This is a genomic window from Micromonospora sp. NPDC005161 (assembly GCF_053599855.1).
This window is the reverse complement of sequence record NZ_JBSFYQ010000003.1, coordinates 145,401-161,179: the sequence shown is the minus strand read 5'-3', so window position 1 is coordinate 161,179 and position 15,779 is coordinate 145,401. Positions and strand designations below refer to the sequence as shown.

Annotated in this window: 12 protein-coding genes and 1 riboswitch; of the genes, 8 read left to right on the top strand and 4 right to left on the bottom strand. The window is 73.2% G+C overall.

The window, feature by feature from the left end; all coding sequences use genetic code 11:
- Nucleotides 1–7 precede the first annotated feature (7 nt).
- Nucleotides 8–334, top strand: coding sequence for a hypothetical protein (locus tag ACWD5O_RS04535; protein WP_450084571.1), 327 nt, complete (start codon nucleotides 8–10; stop codon nucleotides 332–334).
- 226 nt (nucleotides 335–560) lie between these two features.
- Nucleotides 561–752, top strand: coding sequence for a hypothetical protein (locus ACWD5O_RS04530; RefSeq protein WP_354965993.1), 192 nt, complete (start codon nucleotides 561–563; stop codon nucleotides 750–752).
- A 15-nt stretch (nucleotides 753–767) separates the two neighbouring features.
- Here the strand turns inward: ACWD5O_RS04530 and corA are convergent, their stop codons facing one another.
- On the bottom strand, nucleotides 768–1,898 hold the full coding sequence (gene corA / locus ACWD5O_RS04525) for a magnesium/cobalt transporter CorA (protein ID WP_450084570.1): 1,131 nt from the start codon (nucleotides 1,896–1,898) through the stop codon (nucleotides 768–770).
- Nucleotides 1,899–2,127: 229 nt separating this feature from the next.
- On the opposite strand from corA, the gene ACWD5O_RS04520 reads away from it, so the two are divergent.
- The 4 genes from ACWD5O_RS04520 to ACWD5O_RS04505 all read left to right on the top strand — a co-directional run bounded on the left by ACWD5O_RS04520 (nucleotide 2,128) and on the right by ACWD5O_RS04505 (nucleotide 6,979).
- Entirely contained in the window at nucleotides 2,128–4,080 is a 1,953-nt protein-coding gene (locus ACWD5O_RS04520; protein ID WP_450084569.1) for an amino acid transporter, read from the top strand.
- An 86-nt stretch (nucleotides 4,081–4,166) separates the two neighbouring features.
- Nucleotides 4,167–4,278, top strand: a riboswitch (SAM riboswitch).
- A gap of 268 nt (nucleotides 4,279–4,546) precedes the next feature.
- A complete protein-coding gene (locus tag ACWD5O_RS04515) occupies nucleotides 4,547–5,419 on the top strand; it encodes an ABC transporter substrate-binding protein (protein WP_450084568.1) in 873 nt (290 codons plus the stop codon).
- Between the two features lie 43 nt (nucleotides 5,420–5,462).
- The gene (locus tag ACWD5O_RS04510) at nucleotides 5,463–6,239 is read left to right on the top strand and encodes an amino acid ABC transporter permease (RefSeq protein WP_450084567.1); all 777 of its coding nucleotides are present in this window, start codon (nucleotides 5,463–5,465) and stop codon (nucleotides 6,237–6,239) included.
- A complete protein-coding gene (locus tag ACWD5O_RS04505; protein WP_354965998.1) occupies nucleotides 6,236–6,979 on the top strand; it encodes an amino acid ABC transporter ATP-binding protein in 744 nt (247 codons plus the stop codon). Before ACWD5O_RS04510 ends, ACWD5O_RS04505 begins: the two co-directional genes overlap by 4 nt.
- Before the next feature lie 59 nt (nucleotides 6,980–7,038).
- Here ACWD5O_RS04505 and ACWD5O_RS04500 read toward each other — a convergent pair whose 3' ends face one another.
- From ACWD5O_RS04500 to ACWD5O_RS04490, 3 genes are all read right to left on the bottom strand, one after another.
- Nucleotides 7,039–8,346: a hypothetical protein gene (locus ACWD5O_RS04500; protein WP_450084566.1), complete on the bottom strand. Its 1,308-nt coding sequence runs from the start codon at nucleotides 8,344–8,346 to the stop codon at nucleotides 7,039–7,041.
- 150 nt (nucleotides 8,347–8,496) lie between these two features.
- Nucleotides 8,497–10,074: a Na+/H+ antiporter gene (locus ACWD5O_RS04495; protein ID WP_450084565.1), complete on the bottom strand. Its 1,578-nt coding sequence runs from the start codon at nucleotides 10,072–10,074 to the stop codon at nucleotides 8,497–8,499.
- 125 nt (nucleotides 10,075–10,199) lie between these two features.
- Nucleotides 10,200–13,526 carry a BTAD domain-containing putative transcriptional regulator gene (locus ACWD5O_RS04490; RefSeq protein ID WP_450084564.1) on the bottom strand — a complete coding sequence of 1,109 codons (3,327 nt, stop codon included), beginning with the start codon at nucleotides 13,524–13,526 and terminating at the stop codon, nucleotides 10,200–10,202.
- 175 nt (nucleotides 13,527–13,701) lie between these two features.
- Between ACWD5O_RS04490 and ACWD5O_RS04485 the strand changes: the two genes are divergently transcribed.
- Together ACWD5O_RS04485 and ACWD5O_RS04480 are read left to right on the top strand one after the other, a co-directional pair.
- Entirely contained in the window at nucleotides 13,702–14,580 is an 879-nt protein-coding gene (locus ACWD5O_RS04485) for an alpha/beta fold hydrolase (protein ID WP_450084563.1), read from the top strand.
- Nucleotides 14,581–14,947: 367 nt separating this feature from the next.
- Nucleotides 14,948–15,775 carry a hypothetical protein gene (locus ACWD5O_RS04480; protein WP_450084562.1) on the top strand — a complete coding sequence of 276 codons (828 nt, stop codon included), beginning with the start codon at nucleotides 14,948–14,950 and terminating at the stop codon, nucleotides 15,773–15,775.
- Nucleotides 15,776–15,779 lie beyond the last annotated feature (4 nt).

The window sequence follows — 15,779 nt, the reverse complement described above, 5'->3', positions numbered from 1 at the left end:
GCGAAACATGATCTACCTTTGCGTGCCGTCGGAGTTGGCGAGCGAGCTGGTCACGTCCGGGGCTGCCCGCCAGAGGCCCAAGCCGAGGGGCAGCATCGTCGAACTCATCGTGACGGGCGCCACCGGCGCGGCGACATTCGTCTCGCTCCTGCAGGGACCAGAAACTGTGCTGCGGATCGCCCGCGCGTTCCGCGCTGTCGCGCTGAAGCGGCCGGACAAGCGGATCGAAGTTCACATCAAGGGGCCGAAGGGCGAAGTGCATCTCTTTGACTGCGACGGCGACACCCCACTCGAGGAACTGGCCGCACTCGTCAAGAGGGATCTCCTGGGCTGACCGTGGTTCAGCCGGGCGTCGGGGCGGGCGCAGCCGCACCACTGGTGAGCGTCGCCCCGGGGCGGCGAGAGTCGGGAAATTGAAAACCAGGGGTACGGACGAGCCCGGGCGTGGGATGGTGCGAGATGGCTGCTGTACCGGTGGAGATCCGCCCGCACGTGGGTGGCCCGGCCGGAGGCGCGGGCGCACGTCGCGCCGCCCGGGGCGGCTTCGACGAGGAGAGGCAGTGCCCATGCAGGCTCAGCGCAGGCCACCGCGTACGGAGCGGAACCAGACCCGGGACGACCAGACCGGCGGCGGCATGACCGGAGCGGCCACGCCCCTGACCATCTGGGCCGCCGCCGTGCTGCTCGGCCGGATCAGCGCCGGCGACGACGACAGCGAGGACGAACGGCACATCCTGCGCGGCATCGAGTGACCCTCGCCGGTCCGGTCACAGCCAGCCGCGCCGCTTGAAGATCAGGTAGAGGCTGCCGCAGACCAGGGCCATCAGCAGGAGCGCGAACAGGTAGCCGTAGCGCCAGTTCAGCTCCGGCATGTGCGCGAAGTTCATCCCGTACACCGTGCCGATGAGCGTGGGGGCGAACAGGATCGCCGCCCACGAGGAGACCTTCTTCAGCTCCTCGTTCTGCGCGTAGCTGGCCGCGGTGAGACTGCGCATCTCCTCGTTCTGCTGCTGCGAGACGAGGGTGGCGTTGACGGTGAGGATGTTCTGCAGCAGATGCCGGAAGCCGTCCACCCGCTCCACCACCTGCGTGAGGTGGTCCGTCACGTCCCGCAGGTAGCGGCGCAGTTCCTCGTCGGTGCCGTAACTGCCGGCGCCGGCCGCCAGCGCGTCGAGCACGGCGAGCAGCGGACGGGCGGCCCGCTGAAACTGGATGACCTCGCGGCTGAGCCCGTAGATGCGCCGGCTGGCGTTCGGGTCGCCGCCGAAGACCTCGGTCTCGATCTCGTCGATGTCGTTCTCCAACCCGGCCACCACCGGCGCGTACCCGTCGACCACCTGGTCGAGGATCGCGTACAGGATCACCTCCGGGCCCTGGGCGAGCATCTGCGCGTCCGCCTCCAGCCGCCGCCGCACCGCGGCCAGGTCCGGTGCCTCACCGTGCCGGACGGTGACCGCGAACCCGGGCCCGATGAACAGGTGCAGCTCGGAGAACTCGACCTCTTCCCGCAGGTCGTCGTAACGGGCGGCGCGCAGCACCACGAAGAGCGTGTGCCCGTACCGTTCCAGCTTGGGCCGTTGGTGGGCGTTGATCGCGTCCTCCACCGCCAGGTCGTGCAGCCGGAACTCCCGGGCCAGCGAGGTGATCTGGTCGATGTCGGGCCGGTACAACCCGATCCAGGCCATCGCGTCGCTCTGCTCCTGCAGGCAGCGGTACGTCTCGGCGAGGCCGCCCGGCGACGCGAACCGGTGCCCGCGGATGTAGACGGCACTGTCCACCAGGCCGCCGGTGGGCGGCGTGGGCGGCTCTACCCGCGGCGGCTGGCCGACGCGGACCTCGTGCTCGTCGAGCCGGCGGCCGAAGCCACCGCCCGGGCGGAACCGACGGCCGCCGACCATGACCCGCTCCCTCCCCGGACGCACCAACCGGCGACTGCCCGAACCGCCCGGGGCATGTTCGGGGCGGGACGCCGGGAGGCGCTGCTTCCCCCGTGACCACGACCCGAAACCCCGCGACGCGCCGTCCGCGCGGGTGCCCGGGCGGGCGGGTTCCCCGCACTGGCGGACTGGCCCGGGTCCGCTGGCGGATACTCGCGGTGACCGTGGGCGGACGACGGGGGAAGCGCCGATGGAGGTCGACAGGCGCGCCGGCCGCCGGGCCGGTCGACTGCGGGCCTGGCTGATCGACGGCGGTTCGGAGCAGGCGGCGCAGCGGCACGGCCCGCACGGGCGCCCGCCGGAACATCGCCACCACTCGTGGTGGAAGGTGATGTGCCTGACCGGCGTCGACTACTTCTCGACGCTCGGCTACCAACCGGGCATCGCCGCGCTGGCCGCCGGCGCGCTCTCCCCGGTGGCGACCCTGGTGCTGGTGCTGGTGACCCTGCTGGGTGCGCTGCCGGTCTACCGGCGGGTGGCGGTGGAGAGCCCGCACGGCGAGGGCTCCATCGCGATGCTGGTACGCCTGCTGAGCTACTGGCCGGGCAAGCTGTTCGTGCTGGTGCTGCTCGGTTTCGCGGCCACCGACTTCATCATCACCATCACCCTCTCGGCGGCCGACGCGACCGCGCACATCGACGAGAACCCGTTCTGGCCCAGCGCGCTCAGGGGACACGAGGTCCTGGTCACGCTGCTGCTGGTGGCGCTGCTCGGCGCGGTGTTCCTCAAGGGGTTCGGTGAGGCCATCGGGATCGCCGTCGTCCTGGTCGCGGTCTACCTGGCACTGAACGCGGTGGTGATCGCCGACGGTCTGTGGCGGGTGGTGACGCACCCGAGCGCGGTCGCGGACTGGACCAGCGCGCTGACCACCAGCCACGGGGATCCCCTGCTGGTGATCGGGTTCTCGCTGCTGGTGTTCCCGAAGTTGGCGCTGGGCCTGTCCGGCTTCGAGACCGGGGTGGCGGTCATGCCGCACATCCGCGGGGACCGGCGGGACTCGGAGGACCGCCCGCTGGGCCGCATCCGCGGCGCCCGCCGGCTGCTCACCACCGCGGCCGCGATCATGAGTGTCTTCCTGATCACCAGCAGCGTGACCACCGCCGTCCTGATCCCGCCCGAGGCGTTCCAGCCGGGCGGGCCGGCGAACGGCCGGGCGCTGTCCTACCTGGCGCACGAGAACCTCGGTGAGGTGTTCGGCACGGTCTACGACCTGTCCACCATCGGCATCCTCTGGTTCGCGGGGGCCTCGGCGATGGCCGGGCTGCTCAACCTCGTACCCCGCTACCTGCCCCGCTACGGCATGGCGCCGACCTGGGCCCGGGCCGTACGGCCACTGGTGCTGGTCTTCACCGCGGTGGCGTTTCTGATCACGGTCGCCTTCGGGGCGAGCGTGGACGCGCAGGGCGGCGCGTACGCCACCGGGGTCTTGGTGTTGATCACCTCGGCGGCGACGGCGGTGACCCTCGCGGCGCGGCGGCGGCGCCAGCGTGGCCGGACGGTCGCGTTCGGGATCATCGCGATCGCCTTCGTCTACACCACCGCGGCGAACGTGGTGGAACGTCCCGACGGCGTGAAGATCGCGTCCTGCTTCATCGGCGGGATGATCGTGGTGTCGCTGCTGTCCCGGTTGTTCCGCGCCTTCGAGTTGCGGGTCGACCGGGTGGAGCTGGACGCCGAGGCCACCCGGTTGATCGACGAGTGCAGCGGGCGCCGCGTCCGCCTCATCGCGCACGAGCCGGCCACCCGGGACCGTGCGGAGTACCGCGACAAGCTCGCCCAGATCGTGGCGGACAACGACTTCCCGGCCGACAGCGCGGTGATCTTCGTCGAGGTGACGGTGACCGACCCGTCGGACTTCGAGACCGAGCTGCTGATCCGTGGCAGCGTGGAGCACGACCGGTACCCGGTGCTGAGCCTCGCCAGTTCCGCGGTGCCCAGCGCGGTGGCCGCCCTGCTGCTGGATATCCGCGACCGGGCGGGGCGGTGCCCGCACATCTACTTCGAGTGGACCGAGGGCAACCCGGGCGGCAACTTGCTGCGCTACCTGGCGTTCGGCCACGGCGAGATCGCCCCGGTCACCCGGGAGATCCTGCGCCGCCAGGAACCCGACCCGCGCCGCCGTCCGCACGTGCACGCCAGCTGACCTGCCGACCGGACGCCAGTCGCGGACGGTGAGCGTGGTCATAACGACTGGACGATCCGCCTCCCCGGGCTGCTAGCCTCGGCGCAGGTCATGAGCGCCAGCGCGAAGCCCCGGCTCGCTGGCCGGCAACCCTCCTCCGCGGTGGGGTGCCCCGGGTGAAGACCAGGCACCGGCACGACGTCGGTGCAAGCGTGGCCTGGCACCCAGGTCAGCACAGACCCGGGAGAGCCATGCGCATCCTCAGCACCACACCATCAGCCGACGCCGCGGATTCCCGCACCGGCTGGCCGACACCGGCACTGACCCGCAGGCGGCACGTGGACCTGATGCGGGTGTGCAGCGCCGCCTGTCGCGGCCGCGCGTACTAGCGCACCCCTTCCCGAACCCATCCCAGCGGTACGCCCACCGGGCGCACCGTCGGCGGCGCACATCTGCGTCCGCCGCTGCGCAAACTTCGGAGACACCTGTGCGATTCCTTCCTGCCCTGACCCGCGCCGCGGCCCTCGGCGCGGCCACGATCCTGGCCGCCACCGCGCTCACCGCGTGCGGCGACGACACCTCGTCCGACGCCGCCGCCAACCCGTACGGTCTGGCGCAGCCGGGCGTGCTGCGCGCCGGCACGCTGACCGACGCGCCACCGAACGTGTACCTCAAGGACGGCAAGTTCACCGGCTTCGACAACGACCTGCTGACCGCGGTGGCCAGCAAGCTCGGCCTGAAGGTGGAGTTCGTCGGCACCGACTTCTCCGCGCTGCTCTCCCAGGTCAACAACCACAAGTTCGACGTCGGCAGCTCCTCGATCACCATCACCGAGGCGCGCAAGAAGACGGTCGACTTCGGCAACGGCTACGACTTCGGCTACTTCGGCCTGGACGTGCCGGCCGGCTCGCCGATCACCGGCTTCGACCAGCTCGCCGGCAAGCGGGTCGTGGTGGTGCAGGGCACCGTCCAGGACGACTACGCCACCGGCGAGCAGCTCAACCCGGTCCGGGTGCCGGACTACAACGGCGCGATCAACCAGCTCAAGGCGGGCACCGCCGACGCGTGGATCGCCCCGGCCGAGATCGGCGAGACGTCGGCGGCCGACAGCAACGGCAAGATCACTGTGGCGGCCAAGCAGCTCAGCCCGGCACCGACCGCGTACGCCGTCGCCAAGGGCGGCGACAAACTGCGGGAGGCGCTGAACAAGGGCCTCGACGAGGTGATCGCGGACGGCACCTGGAGCCGGTTGCAGGCGCAGTACTACCCGGGTCGGCCCGTACCGGCGGACTTCCGCCCGGGCAACGGAACGGTGACCGTGCCGGCCGCACCGTCGGCGTCGGCGTCGGCCGCGTCCTGAGACACCCGGTGACGAGCGAGCGGGGCGGTAGGAGAGGCGACCAATGGATCCGTTGAGCACCCTGTGGGAGACCTTCTTCGACTGGGACGCGATGCGCGAGGCGCTGCCCGAGATGCTGACCGTCGGGTTGCCCAACACGCTGATCCTGGCGGTCTCCGCCGCCCTGCTCGGCTCGGTGCTGGGCCTGCTGCTGGCCGTCGCCGGCATCTCCCGCAGCCCATGGCTGCGCTGGCCGGCGCGGGTCTACACCGACGTGTTCCGGGGGCTGCCGGCCGCGGCGACGATCCTGCTGATCGGCGTCGGGCTCGCGCCGCTGGGCATGCAGGTCTGGGGACCTGACCCCTACCCGCTGGGCATTCTGGCGCTGTCGCTGATCGCGGCGGCGTACATCGGGGAGATCTTCCGCTCCGGCATCCAGTCGGTGGAGGCCGCGCAGTTGGAGGGAGCCCGGGCGCTCGGTTTCTCCTGGGGCGAGGCGATGCGGATGGTGATCATTCCGCAGGGCATCCGGCGGGTGCTCCCGGCCTGGGTGAACCAGCTCATCGCGCTGATCAAGGACTCCAGCCTCGTCTACTTCCTCGGCCTGGTGGCCAGCCAGCGGGAGCTGTTCCGGATCGGGCAGGACTACGCGGCCACCACCGGCAACGAGTCCGCGCTGCTGCTGGCCGGGCTCTGCTACCTGGCGCTGACCGTTCCGCTGACGCACGCGGTCAACTGGATCGACCGGCGGCTGCGCCACGGCCGGCCGGCCACCGCGCCGGCCGACGAGGACGACACCGAGTCGGCGCTGACCGGCGCGACGGAAGGGGACCGGCGATGACCGCCAGCACGACCACCTCGGTCAGCCTCGACGTACGCGACGTGCACCTCGCGTTCGGACCGAACCGGGTGCTGCGCGGCGTCGACCTGGCCGTGCCACGGGGCGCGACGGCCTGCGTGATCGGGCCGTCCGGGTCGGGCAAGTCCACTCTGCTGCGCACCATCAACCGGCTGATCGAGCCGGACCGCGGCGACGTGCTGCTGGACGGGCGCAGCGTGCTGCGCGACGACCCGGACGCGCTGCGGCAGCGGGTGGGCATGGTCTTCCAGCAGTTCAACCTCTTCCCGCACATGAGCGTGGTGCGCAACGTCACCCTGGCGTTGCGCCGGCTGCGCAAGCTCGGGGAGGACGAGGCGGAGGCCGTCGCGCGGGCCCAGCTGGAGCTGGTGGGGCTGGCCGGCAAGGCCGACGCCCGGCCGGCGCAACTCTCCGGCGGCCAGCAGCAGCGGGTGGCGATCGCCCGGGCGCTGGCCCTGCGGCCGGAGGTGATGCTCTTCGACGAGGCCACCTCGGCGCTCGACCCGGAGCTGGTCAAGGGGGTGCTCGGGGTGATGGCCGACCTGTCCGCCGGGGGCATGACCATGGTGGTGGTCACCCACGAGATGGGCTTCGCCCGGCAGGTCGCCGACACCGTGGCCTTCATGGACCGGGGCGTGGTGCTGGAGTCGGGGCCGCCGGAGGCGATCTTCGAGCGGGCCGAGCATCCCCGGCTGCGCCGGTTCCTCGCCCAGGTGCTCTGAACCGTTAGGAAGGGGCCCTTCCTATACACGAGGCGTTAACAAGGTGCCCTTCCTTCGCGTCAGGCGGCCTGGCGGCGCAGGTGTGCGGCGAACGCCTTCAGGTCGCCGAGCAGCACCAGGATGGCGTTGCGGTAGGCGACCGACGCCCACAGGTGCAGCTCCTCGTCGTCCAGCCCGCCGAAAGCCAGCGACAACGCCTTGCGGTGACGCCGGTCGAGCACCTTGTGCGGGCGGGCGAGCAGGTCACCCTCCCGGCGCAGGGCCTGCAGGTAGGCGGCCACCGCCTCCTGGTAGTGCCGGCCGGCCACCCGCTCCAACAGGGTGAACTCGAAGACGTTCAACGCCGCCTCGGATTCCCAGTAGGCGTCGTCCCGCTCCGGCGCGCTGGCGACGTGCCGGCCCATCGCGTGCCGGGCCTCGTAGAGCAGCAGCACGCCCCGGCCGGTGGTGCTCAGCGGCCGGCGTGGCGCCGGCAGCCGCAGCGTGCGCACCGGCGCCGCACCGGTCAGGTCCAGCGCGCCGGAGTACGACGGCATCCGCTGCGCCCCCGGTGCCGACTCCGGCACCAGGCAGGCCCGCTCCTGATACGCCACCCGTCCGCCGGTTGGCAGCGCGCGTACCGCCGCGGCGTGCAGCTCGGCCAGCGGTCGGTCGTCGGGGGTCCGGCCCGGCGGGAGGGTGAGGACGAGACCGTTGGCACCGGGCACCGGCACGCCCAGGACGCAGGAGTTGCGCAGGAACGCCCAGGTCGCCGCCGCCGCACGGAATCCGCTCGCGACGGCCTGCGCGTCGGCCCGCCAGTCCTGGGCGATCCGCAGCCGCTGCTGGAGGTCCGCCGTCGCGGCGGCGTCGTGCGGGTACAGCTGCCGGATCGCCCGGGGCAGCGACTCGAGGCGCAGATCCAGCGGGTCGCCGCTCGGTGCGGGCACGGCGTGCCGCGAGCAGTCGGCGTCGGTGTGCGGGTCGCCGGTGACCGCGTGGCAGTCGGCGAGCCAGCTCCCCCCGGGCTGGCCAACCGGCCGGGCGAACGCCAGGTGGGGCAGCCGGCCGGTGCGTAGCACCGTCTCGTAGTGCGGTCGGGTGCGGGCGGTCCGCATCAGGTCCAGTGGCAGCACGGGCGACAGCGCCAGCACCGCTTCGAAGATGGCGCAGTGCGGGCAGGCCGGGCCGCCGGGGTCGCGCACCCGGTAGCGGCGCAGATGGTCGACGCCGGGCTGCTCCCACTGCACCCCGATGACGCCGTCACCCTGCGCCATCAGGTAGAGGAATTCTGTGCCGCCGCGCTCCCGGGTGACCGAGGTCAGCTCGTCGAGGAACTCCCGTTCGGTGACCACCCGCAGGTCGGCCTCCGTCCCCCCGCTGGTCATGAGCATCCCCTCGCGGGGCCGAACGCATCGACGAACGCCGAATCGGTTCCACCGTACCCGGCGGCGGGGTGGCCACCCGCCCCATGCGCGGCCCGGGAAGTGTCGCCAATCCGTCGCTCCGCCGCCCATCGCGGATCCGGGCGGCCGCGATCATTCTGTGGACTCGCGGCCCAGCAGCCGGATCTCCTCGTTGTCCAGCGCCGCCTGAAGGTCGAGCAGCACAAGGTCGTCGATCTCCCGACGGTCGCGCAACCGGGTGATCTCCCGCCGTTTGTGGTCGAGGACGGCGAGGCGCAGTTGGCGTTCCAGACGGAGTTCCTCCGCGGTACGCCCAGAGCCCTCGTTGGCGTCCTCCAGGTGTCGCTGGTACTCGTCCTGCAGCCGGCGGACCGCCTCCTCGTCGGCGCCGACCTCGGCGGCGGCCTGGGGCAGCGCGGCCAGGCCCACCTCGGTGGCCCGCAGGCCTGCCTGCCGCAACTCGTCGGCCCGCTCGGGATCGCCGGCGAGCCCCGCCCAGCGCACCACCACCGGCAGGGTGGTGCCCTGAACGAGCATGATCAGCACGATCACCAGCGAGGTGACGAAGATGATCAGGTCGCGTTCGGCCACCGGTTGACCGGAGACCGTCGTCGCCGGGACCGCCAGGGCGGCGGCGAGCGAGACGGCACCCCGGAAACCCGACCAGCCGGCGACGGTGCCGACCCGCCAGCCGCCCCGACCCTGGCTCACGTTCATCACCACTCGCCGGTTTACGAGCTTCACCGATTCCGCCGTCAGGTAGACGAAGAGCAGCCGGGTGACGAGGACGACCACGGTGACCAGCAGCACGATCGTCAACGCGCGCTGCGGCGAGGCGCTGGTGATGCTCCTCACCGCCCGGGGGATCTGGGTGCCGAGCAGGACGAACAGCCCACCGTTGATCAGGAACGTGGACAGGTCCCAGAACGCGTACGCCAGCACCCGCGACCGGGCGCGGATCACCCGGGGGCCGGCGTAGGCCAGCATCAGGCCGGCGACCACGACCGCCAGCACCCCGCTGGCGTGCACCGCGTCGGCGAGCAGGAACGCGGCGAACGGCGTCAGCACGCTCAGCGCGCCCTCGCGCAGGGGATCGTCGAGCCGTTTGCGGATCAGCACCACGGCGGCGCCGACCAGCAGGCCGGCGATCACTCCCCCGGCGCTGGCCCCGACGAACTCCTCGCCGATCCCGAGCGCGCCGGGTTCCGCTTCCTTGGTGAGCAGGCCCACGGTCACCGCGAAGAGCACCAGCGCGGTGCCGTCGTTGATCAGGCTCTCCGCGTGCAGCGTGGTCAGGAGCTTCCGGGGCAGCCGCTTGGCCAGCCCGGTGACCGCGGCGGCGTCGGTCGGCGCGAGGACCGCCCCGAGCACCCAGGCGGCGGCGGGGTTCACCCCGAACGCCTGCGCGGTCAGCGACACCGTGACCATGGTGAGCACCACCAGCACCACGGCCAGCAGCCCGATCACCGGGAAGTTGGCCCGGATCTCGCGCAGGCTGATGGTGAGACTCTCCCGGTAGAGGATCGCCGGCAGGAAGATCAGCAGTACCAGGTCCGGCTCCAGGGTCAGCTCGGACAGCGGCGGCGCCAGCCCGAGCAGCACCCCGAACGCGATGAGCAGGACCGGTGGCGCGACCCTGTACCGGCCGCCGAGCGTGGTGCCGACCAGGACGGTGACGCCCAGCACCACGATCAGGACGAGCACCTCCACGCGTACCCCCTTGATCCACGGCGGACGGCGGCGGCGCCGCTGGTTTCCATCTGACCGCACCCTGCCGGTCGGTTCCCGGGGAACCGGCAAGTCGCCCCGGCCGGCGATGACTCCGCCGCCTGTGGTCAGGCCGGGGAGGTGGCGGCGCGGGCCCGGGCGGTGACCGCGCGGGCGGTACGGCGGTACCCGGCCGCCTCGTCGTCGCGGCCCAGCGCTTCGGCCAGGCCGGCGAGGTACCCGGCCACCGGGCCGACGGTGAGCACCCCGCTGCCGGCGGCCAGTTCCTCGGCGGCCGGCCGGAGTTCGGCGGCGACGCGCTCCATCGTGGCCCGGTCGCCCAGGGCGAGCGCCGCACGGGCGGTGACGCAGAGCCGTGCCTCCCGCAGCAGGTCGTGCGGACCGTCCGGGAGGGCCCGCAGGGCCACTCCGGCGGCGTCCCGGTCACCGGCGGCGACGAGCAGCAGCGGTCGGACCCACGGCTCGTGGGGGCCCCAGTCCAGGCTCGCCCAGTCCTCGCCCTGGAGCCCGGTGACGGGCCGGTCGACGACGCCGTCCGGCCCGGCTGCCGACCGCTCGGCGTCGACGGCGGCGGCGAGGCGCAGCCCGAGCAGAGCGAGCGGGAGCAGTCCCCGGGTCAGGCCCGGCATCGCGTCGGTGGGCAGCCGGTCGACCGCCGCCCGGTACCCGTCCGCCGCCGCGGCATACTCGCCGGCCAGCGCCAGCCGCAGCGCGGCGTACCACCGGGTGAAGACACCGACCAGCGGTAGCTCGTACCGCTCCGCGAGGCGGTCGGCGGCGCGGGCGTGCGCGTCGGCGCCGGCGCGGTCGGCCAGCGCGCAGCGGGCCTGCACGAGGACGAGGTGGCCCAGCACCTCGAAGGTCACCAGCTGGTGCCGCGCGGCCAGGTCGACCAGCTCGGCGCCGATCCGGGCCCGCTCACCGGCCAGGCCGGCGCGGTGGAAGGCGTGCATGAAGCGGGCATTGAGCGCGAAGGCCAGCAGCCCCGGGTCCGCGGCGGCCCGGGCGATCCCCTCGGCCTCCTGGGCTGCCCGGCGGCCACGGTCGGTGGTGGTGCCGCGCAACTCCAGCGCGAGGGTGCTGAGCAGCCGGCTACGCTGCGTCGAGCCGGTCGGGCCGAGGGCGGTCAGGGCGTGCTCGGCGGCCTGGACGATCCGCCCGGAGAGCCGGTCGTCGTCGTTGCGGGTCCAGATGGCGGGCACGTCGAAGCCGGCCAGCACCTCCGCGACCAGGCGAGGGTCGCCGACCGACTCGGCGTCGGCGATCGCCTCGGCCCGGCGCCGTCGCGCCTCGGCCAGCCGGCCCGTCACGGCCAGCGCGCGACCCAGGCCGAGCACGGCGCCCAGCCGCTCGCGTCGCTCGCTCCCGCCGGCGCGGTCGTACGCGTCGACCACCTGCGTCCACAGCCGGACCGCCTCGTGCGGGTTGCCGGCCCGCTCGGCGTGTTCCGCGGCGGTACGGGCGTAGCCGGCGGCCCGCCGGGCGGCTGCCGGTCCACCAGCGTGCAGCAGGTGGTGCGCCAGCGCGGCGGGATCGGTGGGTTGGCGCGTTCGCAGCGCCTCCGCCACGGCCGCGTGCAGGGCAGCGCGGCGCGGCGCGGACAGGTCGGCGTAGAGCGTGTCGCGGACGAGAATGTGGGTGAACCGCAGCCGCCCGTCAGGCTCCTGTTCGCTGAGGAAGCCGGCCTGCAACGCACGGTCCACGGCGTCCAGCAGGGTCGCGGGGTCGCTGGCCAGCGCGCCGAGCACCTCCGGGTCGAGGTCCCGGCCGAGCACCGCCGCCTGCCGCAGCACCGTGCGGGTCGGCGCGGGTAGCTGCGCCAGCCGATGCCGGATGACGTCGCGCACCCCGGGCGGCACCGCAGCGAGGGCTCCGCCGCCCTCGGCCGCGTACAGCTGGGCCAGCTCCCGCACGAAGAAGGGGTTGCCGCCGCTGCGGTGGTGGATCAACCGCACGGTGGGCGGGTCCAGCTCGGTCCCGGCGACGACGCGGGCCAGTTCACCGGTCGCCGACGTGGACAGGCCGGCGAGGTATTCCCGTACCGGCTCCAGCCGGGCCGCCCGGGCCAGTGCGGCGGTCAACTCCGGGCTGATCTCGGTGGCCCGGTAGGTGCCGAGGATCAGCACCGGTCCGGTGGCCGGTTGCGGGCCGGTGAGCAGCGCGGTCAGCAGGTCCAGGGTGTCCCCGTCCGCGCGGTGCAGGTCGTCGAGGACCAGCAGCACCGGCCGCCGGTCGGCGACCGCCGAGACCAGCGACGCCACCGCGCGGTGCCGGCGGAACCGGGCGACGGCGGGATCGCTCGCCGCCCCGGTGCCATCGACCGCGCCGCCGGAGCCAGCGCCCCCGCTGGGGTCGGTCGGTCCGGCGAGCGCATCCGTGATCTGGGTCCACGGCCAGGCTGCCGGGGCGCCCTCGTACTCCGGGCTGCGGCCCCACGCCGTCGCCCAACCCTCGGCGGCGAGCCGTCGGGTCAGCGTCTCGGCCAGTGCCGTCTTGCCGGCGCCCGGGTCCCCGCTGAGCAGGACGAGGGTCGGCTGGCCGCGCAGGGCGGCGGTCTCAGCGGCCCGTCGCAGCCGGTCCAGCTCGGTGTCGCGGCCGACGAACGGACGCTCCCACACCGATCCCGGCCCGCCGGGTCGAACGGGGACGGCCACCTCCAGGCTGGGCGGGGTGAGGTGCGGCGCCTGGGCCAGGATGTCGGCCTCCAGCCGCCGCAGCTCGGGCCCGGGGTCCACGCCCAGTTCGGTCACCAGGACGTCCCGGGCCTGGCGCAGCGCGGCCAGCGCGTCGCCCTGTCGACCGGAGCGGTACCGGGCCACCGCGAGCAGCCGCCAGGCGTCCTCGCGCAGCGGATGGCTGGCGAGGTGGGCCGGCAGTTCGGCGGCGACTTCGTCCGGCCGGCCGAGCGCCAACAGCGCCTCCGCCCGCCGCTCGACGGCGAGCATCCGCAGCTCCTCCAGCCGGTTGATCTCCGCGACGGCCCAGACCTCACCCGCGCAGTCGGCGTACGCGGGCCCCCGCCAGAGCCCGAGCGCCGCGTCCAGCGCGGTCAGAGCCGGTGCGGGCAGTCCCGCCGCCAGCAGCAGGCCCGCCTCGCTGACCGCCGCCTCGAACCGTCCGGCGTCCACCGCGTCCGGGGCGGCTCGCAGCACGTACCCCGGTGGTTCGGTCACCAGGAGCCGGGGCGGTTGCCGCGGCGGCCGGTCGGGCTCCAGTGCCCGGCGCAGGTCGGCGACGAAGGTCCGGATCGCGCCGACCGCGCCCTCCGGGGGTACCTCCCACAGGTCGTCGACGAGCCGGTCCACCGGCACGACCCGGCCCCGGGCGATCAGCAGCCGGCCCAGCACCGTGCGCTGGCGGGGCCCCTTGAGCGGGACCGGGCCATTTTCGGTCGCGGCGGTCACCGGCCCGAGCACGCCGAAGGTCACCGCCACGGGTGCCGCCGCCTGGTCATGGCACCAATCTAGGTGGGTCGACCCGGCCGGCCCCGGCCTGTCGGCACTGATTCGCCGCTGACCGCCTGCTGATCACCCGGGGGCAGGCTCGACCAGGTACGACGGCGTCGGGCCACCGCCCCCGCCGGCCCCCTGCTCACCAGAGAGGTTCACCGTGGACCTGAGGATCAACGGATTCGACTACCGGCGGGTCACCGTCGCCGAGGGCGTCACGCTCAACGTCGCCGTGGGCGGCTCCGGGCCCGCGATCGTGCTGCTGCACGGTTTCCCGCAGACCCACCTGATGTGGCGGCACGTCGCGGCCGACCTGGCCGCCGACCACACGGTCATCTGCCCGGACCTGCGCGGCTACGGCGACAGCGACAAACCCGTCGACGTCGACGGCAGCGGGTACGCCAAACGCACCATGGCCGCCGACATCGTGGCGCTGGCCCGGGTGCTCGGCCACGAGCGCTTCGCGCTGGCCGGGCACGACCGGGGCGCCCTGGTCGCGTTCCGCGCCGGTCTCGACCATCCGGAGGCGATCAGCCAGCTCGCCCTGCTCGACGTGCTGCCCACCCTGGACATGTGGGACGTGCTGCACGGCGCCACCGCCGCCGTCGCCTTCCACCTGTATCTGATGGCGCAGCCGCCCGGCCTGCCGGAGGAGCTGATCGGCGGCAGCCCGGACGCCTTCTTCGGCCACTTCCTGGACGCCTGGACCCGCGATCCCGGGGCCCTGCCGGCGGACGTGCGGGCCGCGTACCTGGGCGCGTCCCGGGCCGCGGTCACCTCGATCGTCGCCGACTACCGGGCGTCCGCCGGGATCGACGTCGCCCATGACACCGCCGACCGTGCGGCCGGCAACCAGCTGCGGATGCCGGTGACGGTGCTGCAGCAGGACTGGGGCGCGGCGCTCGGCTACGACGCGGCCGGGTTGTGGCGGGCCTGGGCGCCGGACCTGTCGCACCAGACCGTCACCTGCGGGCACTTCATGGCCGAGGAGGCGCCCGCGGAGGTGGTCCGGGCGCTACGCGCGCTGCTCGCACGGTAGCGACGGGTCGACCGCGGCCACGTGACTAAAAGTCAGATATCCGACACATACCGTCACTCGTCGACATGGCCCGGTCGGCCGGGGCCCATACCGCGCCGCCCGGGGCCGGCAACCACCGAAATGGGCTCTGACCTGCGGATATATATGACGTTACACAAAGTGGACGCTAGCAGTTCATCGGTGCTACACAGGCAGATATCGGCCAGCCAACGACGGCGAGTCGCTCACCTCCTCGACCATCGACCGTCCACATGCACCGTCACCACCGTCGGGCTTCGCCGCACGGACCGCACCGCGGTCACCATCGATCCACCGGCAGCCCAACGGCCGCTGGTGGTTGACGACGGTCCTCGACCAAGGAGTCGCCGTGGGGTACCTGCGTATCCGGTCCCGGCACCAACCCTTCGAGGTGGCCGCACTGGCCATGGCTCCCGTCTGCGGTGCTCTGCTGCTCCTGCTCGGCGGCCGGCCGACCTCGGTCCGGATGGCCATGCCGGTGCCGATCCAGATCGGTTGGGAGATCGGTCTGGTCCTGGTCGGCGTCGGGGGCCTGCTGGGCATCCTGTGGCCCGGCCGGCTCGCCACCGGGCTCGCCTCGGTCGTGGTGTTCGGCACCATCAGCGGCATGTACACGATGGCGCTGCTGGTCGTGTCGGGCCGGCAGGCCATCGCCGCGGCGTCGTTCATCACCGCGCTCGCCGTCGGGTCGCTGTGGCGGGCCGCTCAGATCGCCATCGACCTGCGCCGGCTGGCCCAGGCCAGCCAGTGCCTGGCTGTCGAACCGCAGAAGGCGGTGTCACTGATCTCCACACCGGCGCCCGACGCACCCCCGTGGCTGCAGGTGGCGCTCAGCGTGTTCGGCATCCTCGGCGGCAGCACCGGCCTGGCCGCCATCGCCACCGTCGTGGTGCAGCGGGGCAAGTTCAAGGCCGACGCCGCCGACACCCTCACCGAGGCCGCCCTCACCCTGGTGCAACCACTACAGACCCGGATCTCCGAGCTGGAGGAGGAGGCGCTGAGCGCCCGGTCGGAGCTGGGGGTGCTGCGCGAGCAGGTCAACCAGTTGCAGTTCGTGGTCCGGGTGCTCACCCGGACGCTGGACCGGTGGCGTGCCGCGATCCGCTCGCCGGACGCCACCCTGCGCAAGGTCCGTGCCGTGGTCGCGGAGTCCGAACGGCTGCCGGAAGACCGGTGAGGGC

Coding starts and splice junctions, on each gene's coding strand:
- ACWD5O_RS04510 (WP_450084567.1), top strand. CDS start 5,463: ATGGATCCGTTGAGCACCCTGTGGGAGACCTTCTTCGACTGGGACGCG.
- ACWD5O_RS04505 (WP_354965998.1), top strand. CDS start 6,236: ATGACCGCCAGCACGACCACCTCGGTCAGCCTCGACGTACGCGACGTG.
- ACWD5O_RS04500 (WP_450084566.1), bottom strand. CDS start 8,346: ATGACCAGCGGGGGGACGGAGGCCGACCTGCGGGTGGTCACCGAACGG.
- ACWD5O_RS04520 (WP_450084569.1), top strand. CDS start 2,128: ATGGAGGTCGACAGGCGCGCCGGCCGCCGGGCCGGTCGACTGCGGGCC.
- ACWD5O_RS04535 (WP_450084571.1), top strand. CDS start 8: ATGATCTACCTTTGCGTGCCGTCGGAGTTGGCGAGCGAGCTGGTCACG.
- corA (WP_450084570.1), bottom strand. CDS start 1,898: ATGGTCGGCGGCCGTCGGTTCCGCCCGGGCGGTGGCTTCGGCCGCCGG.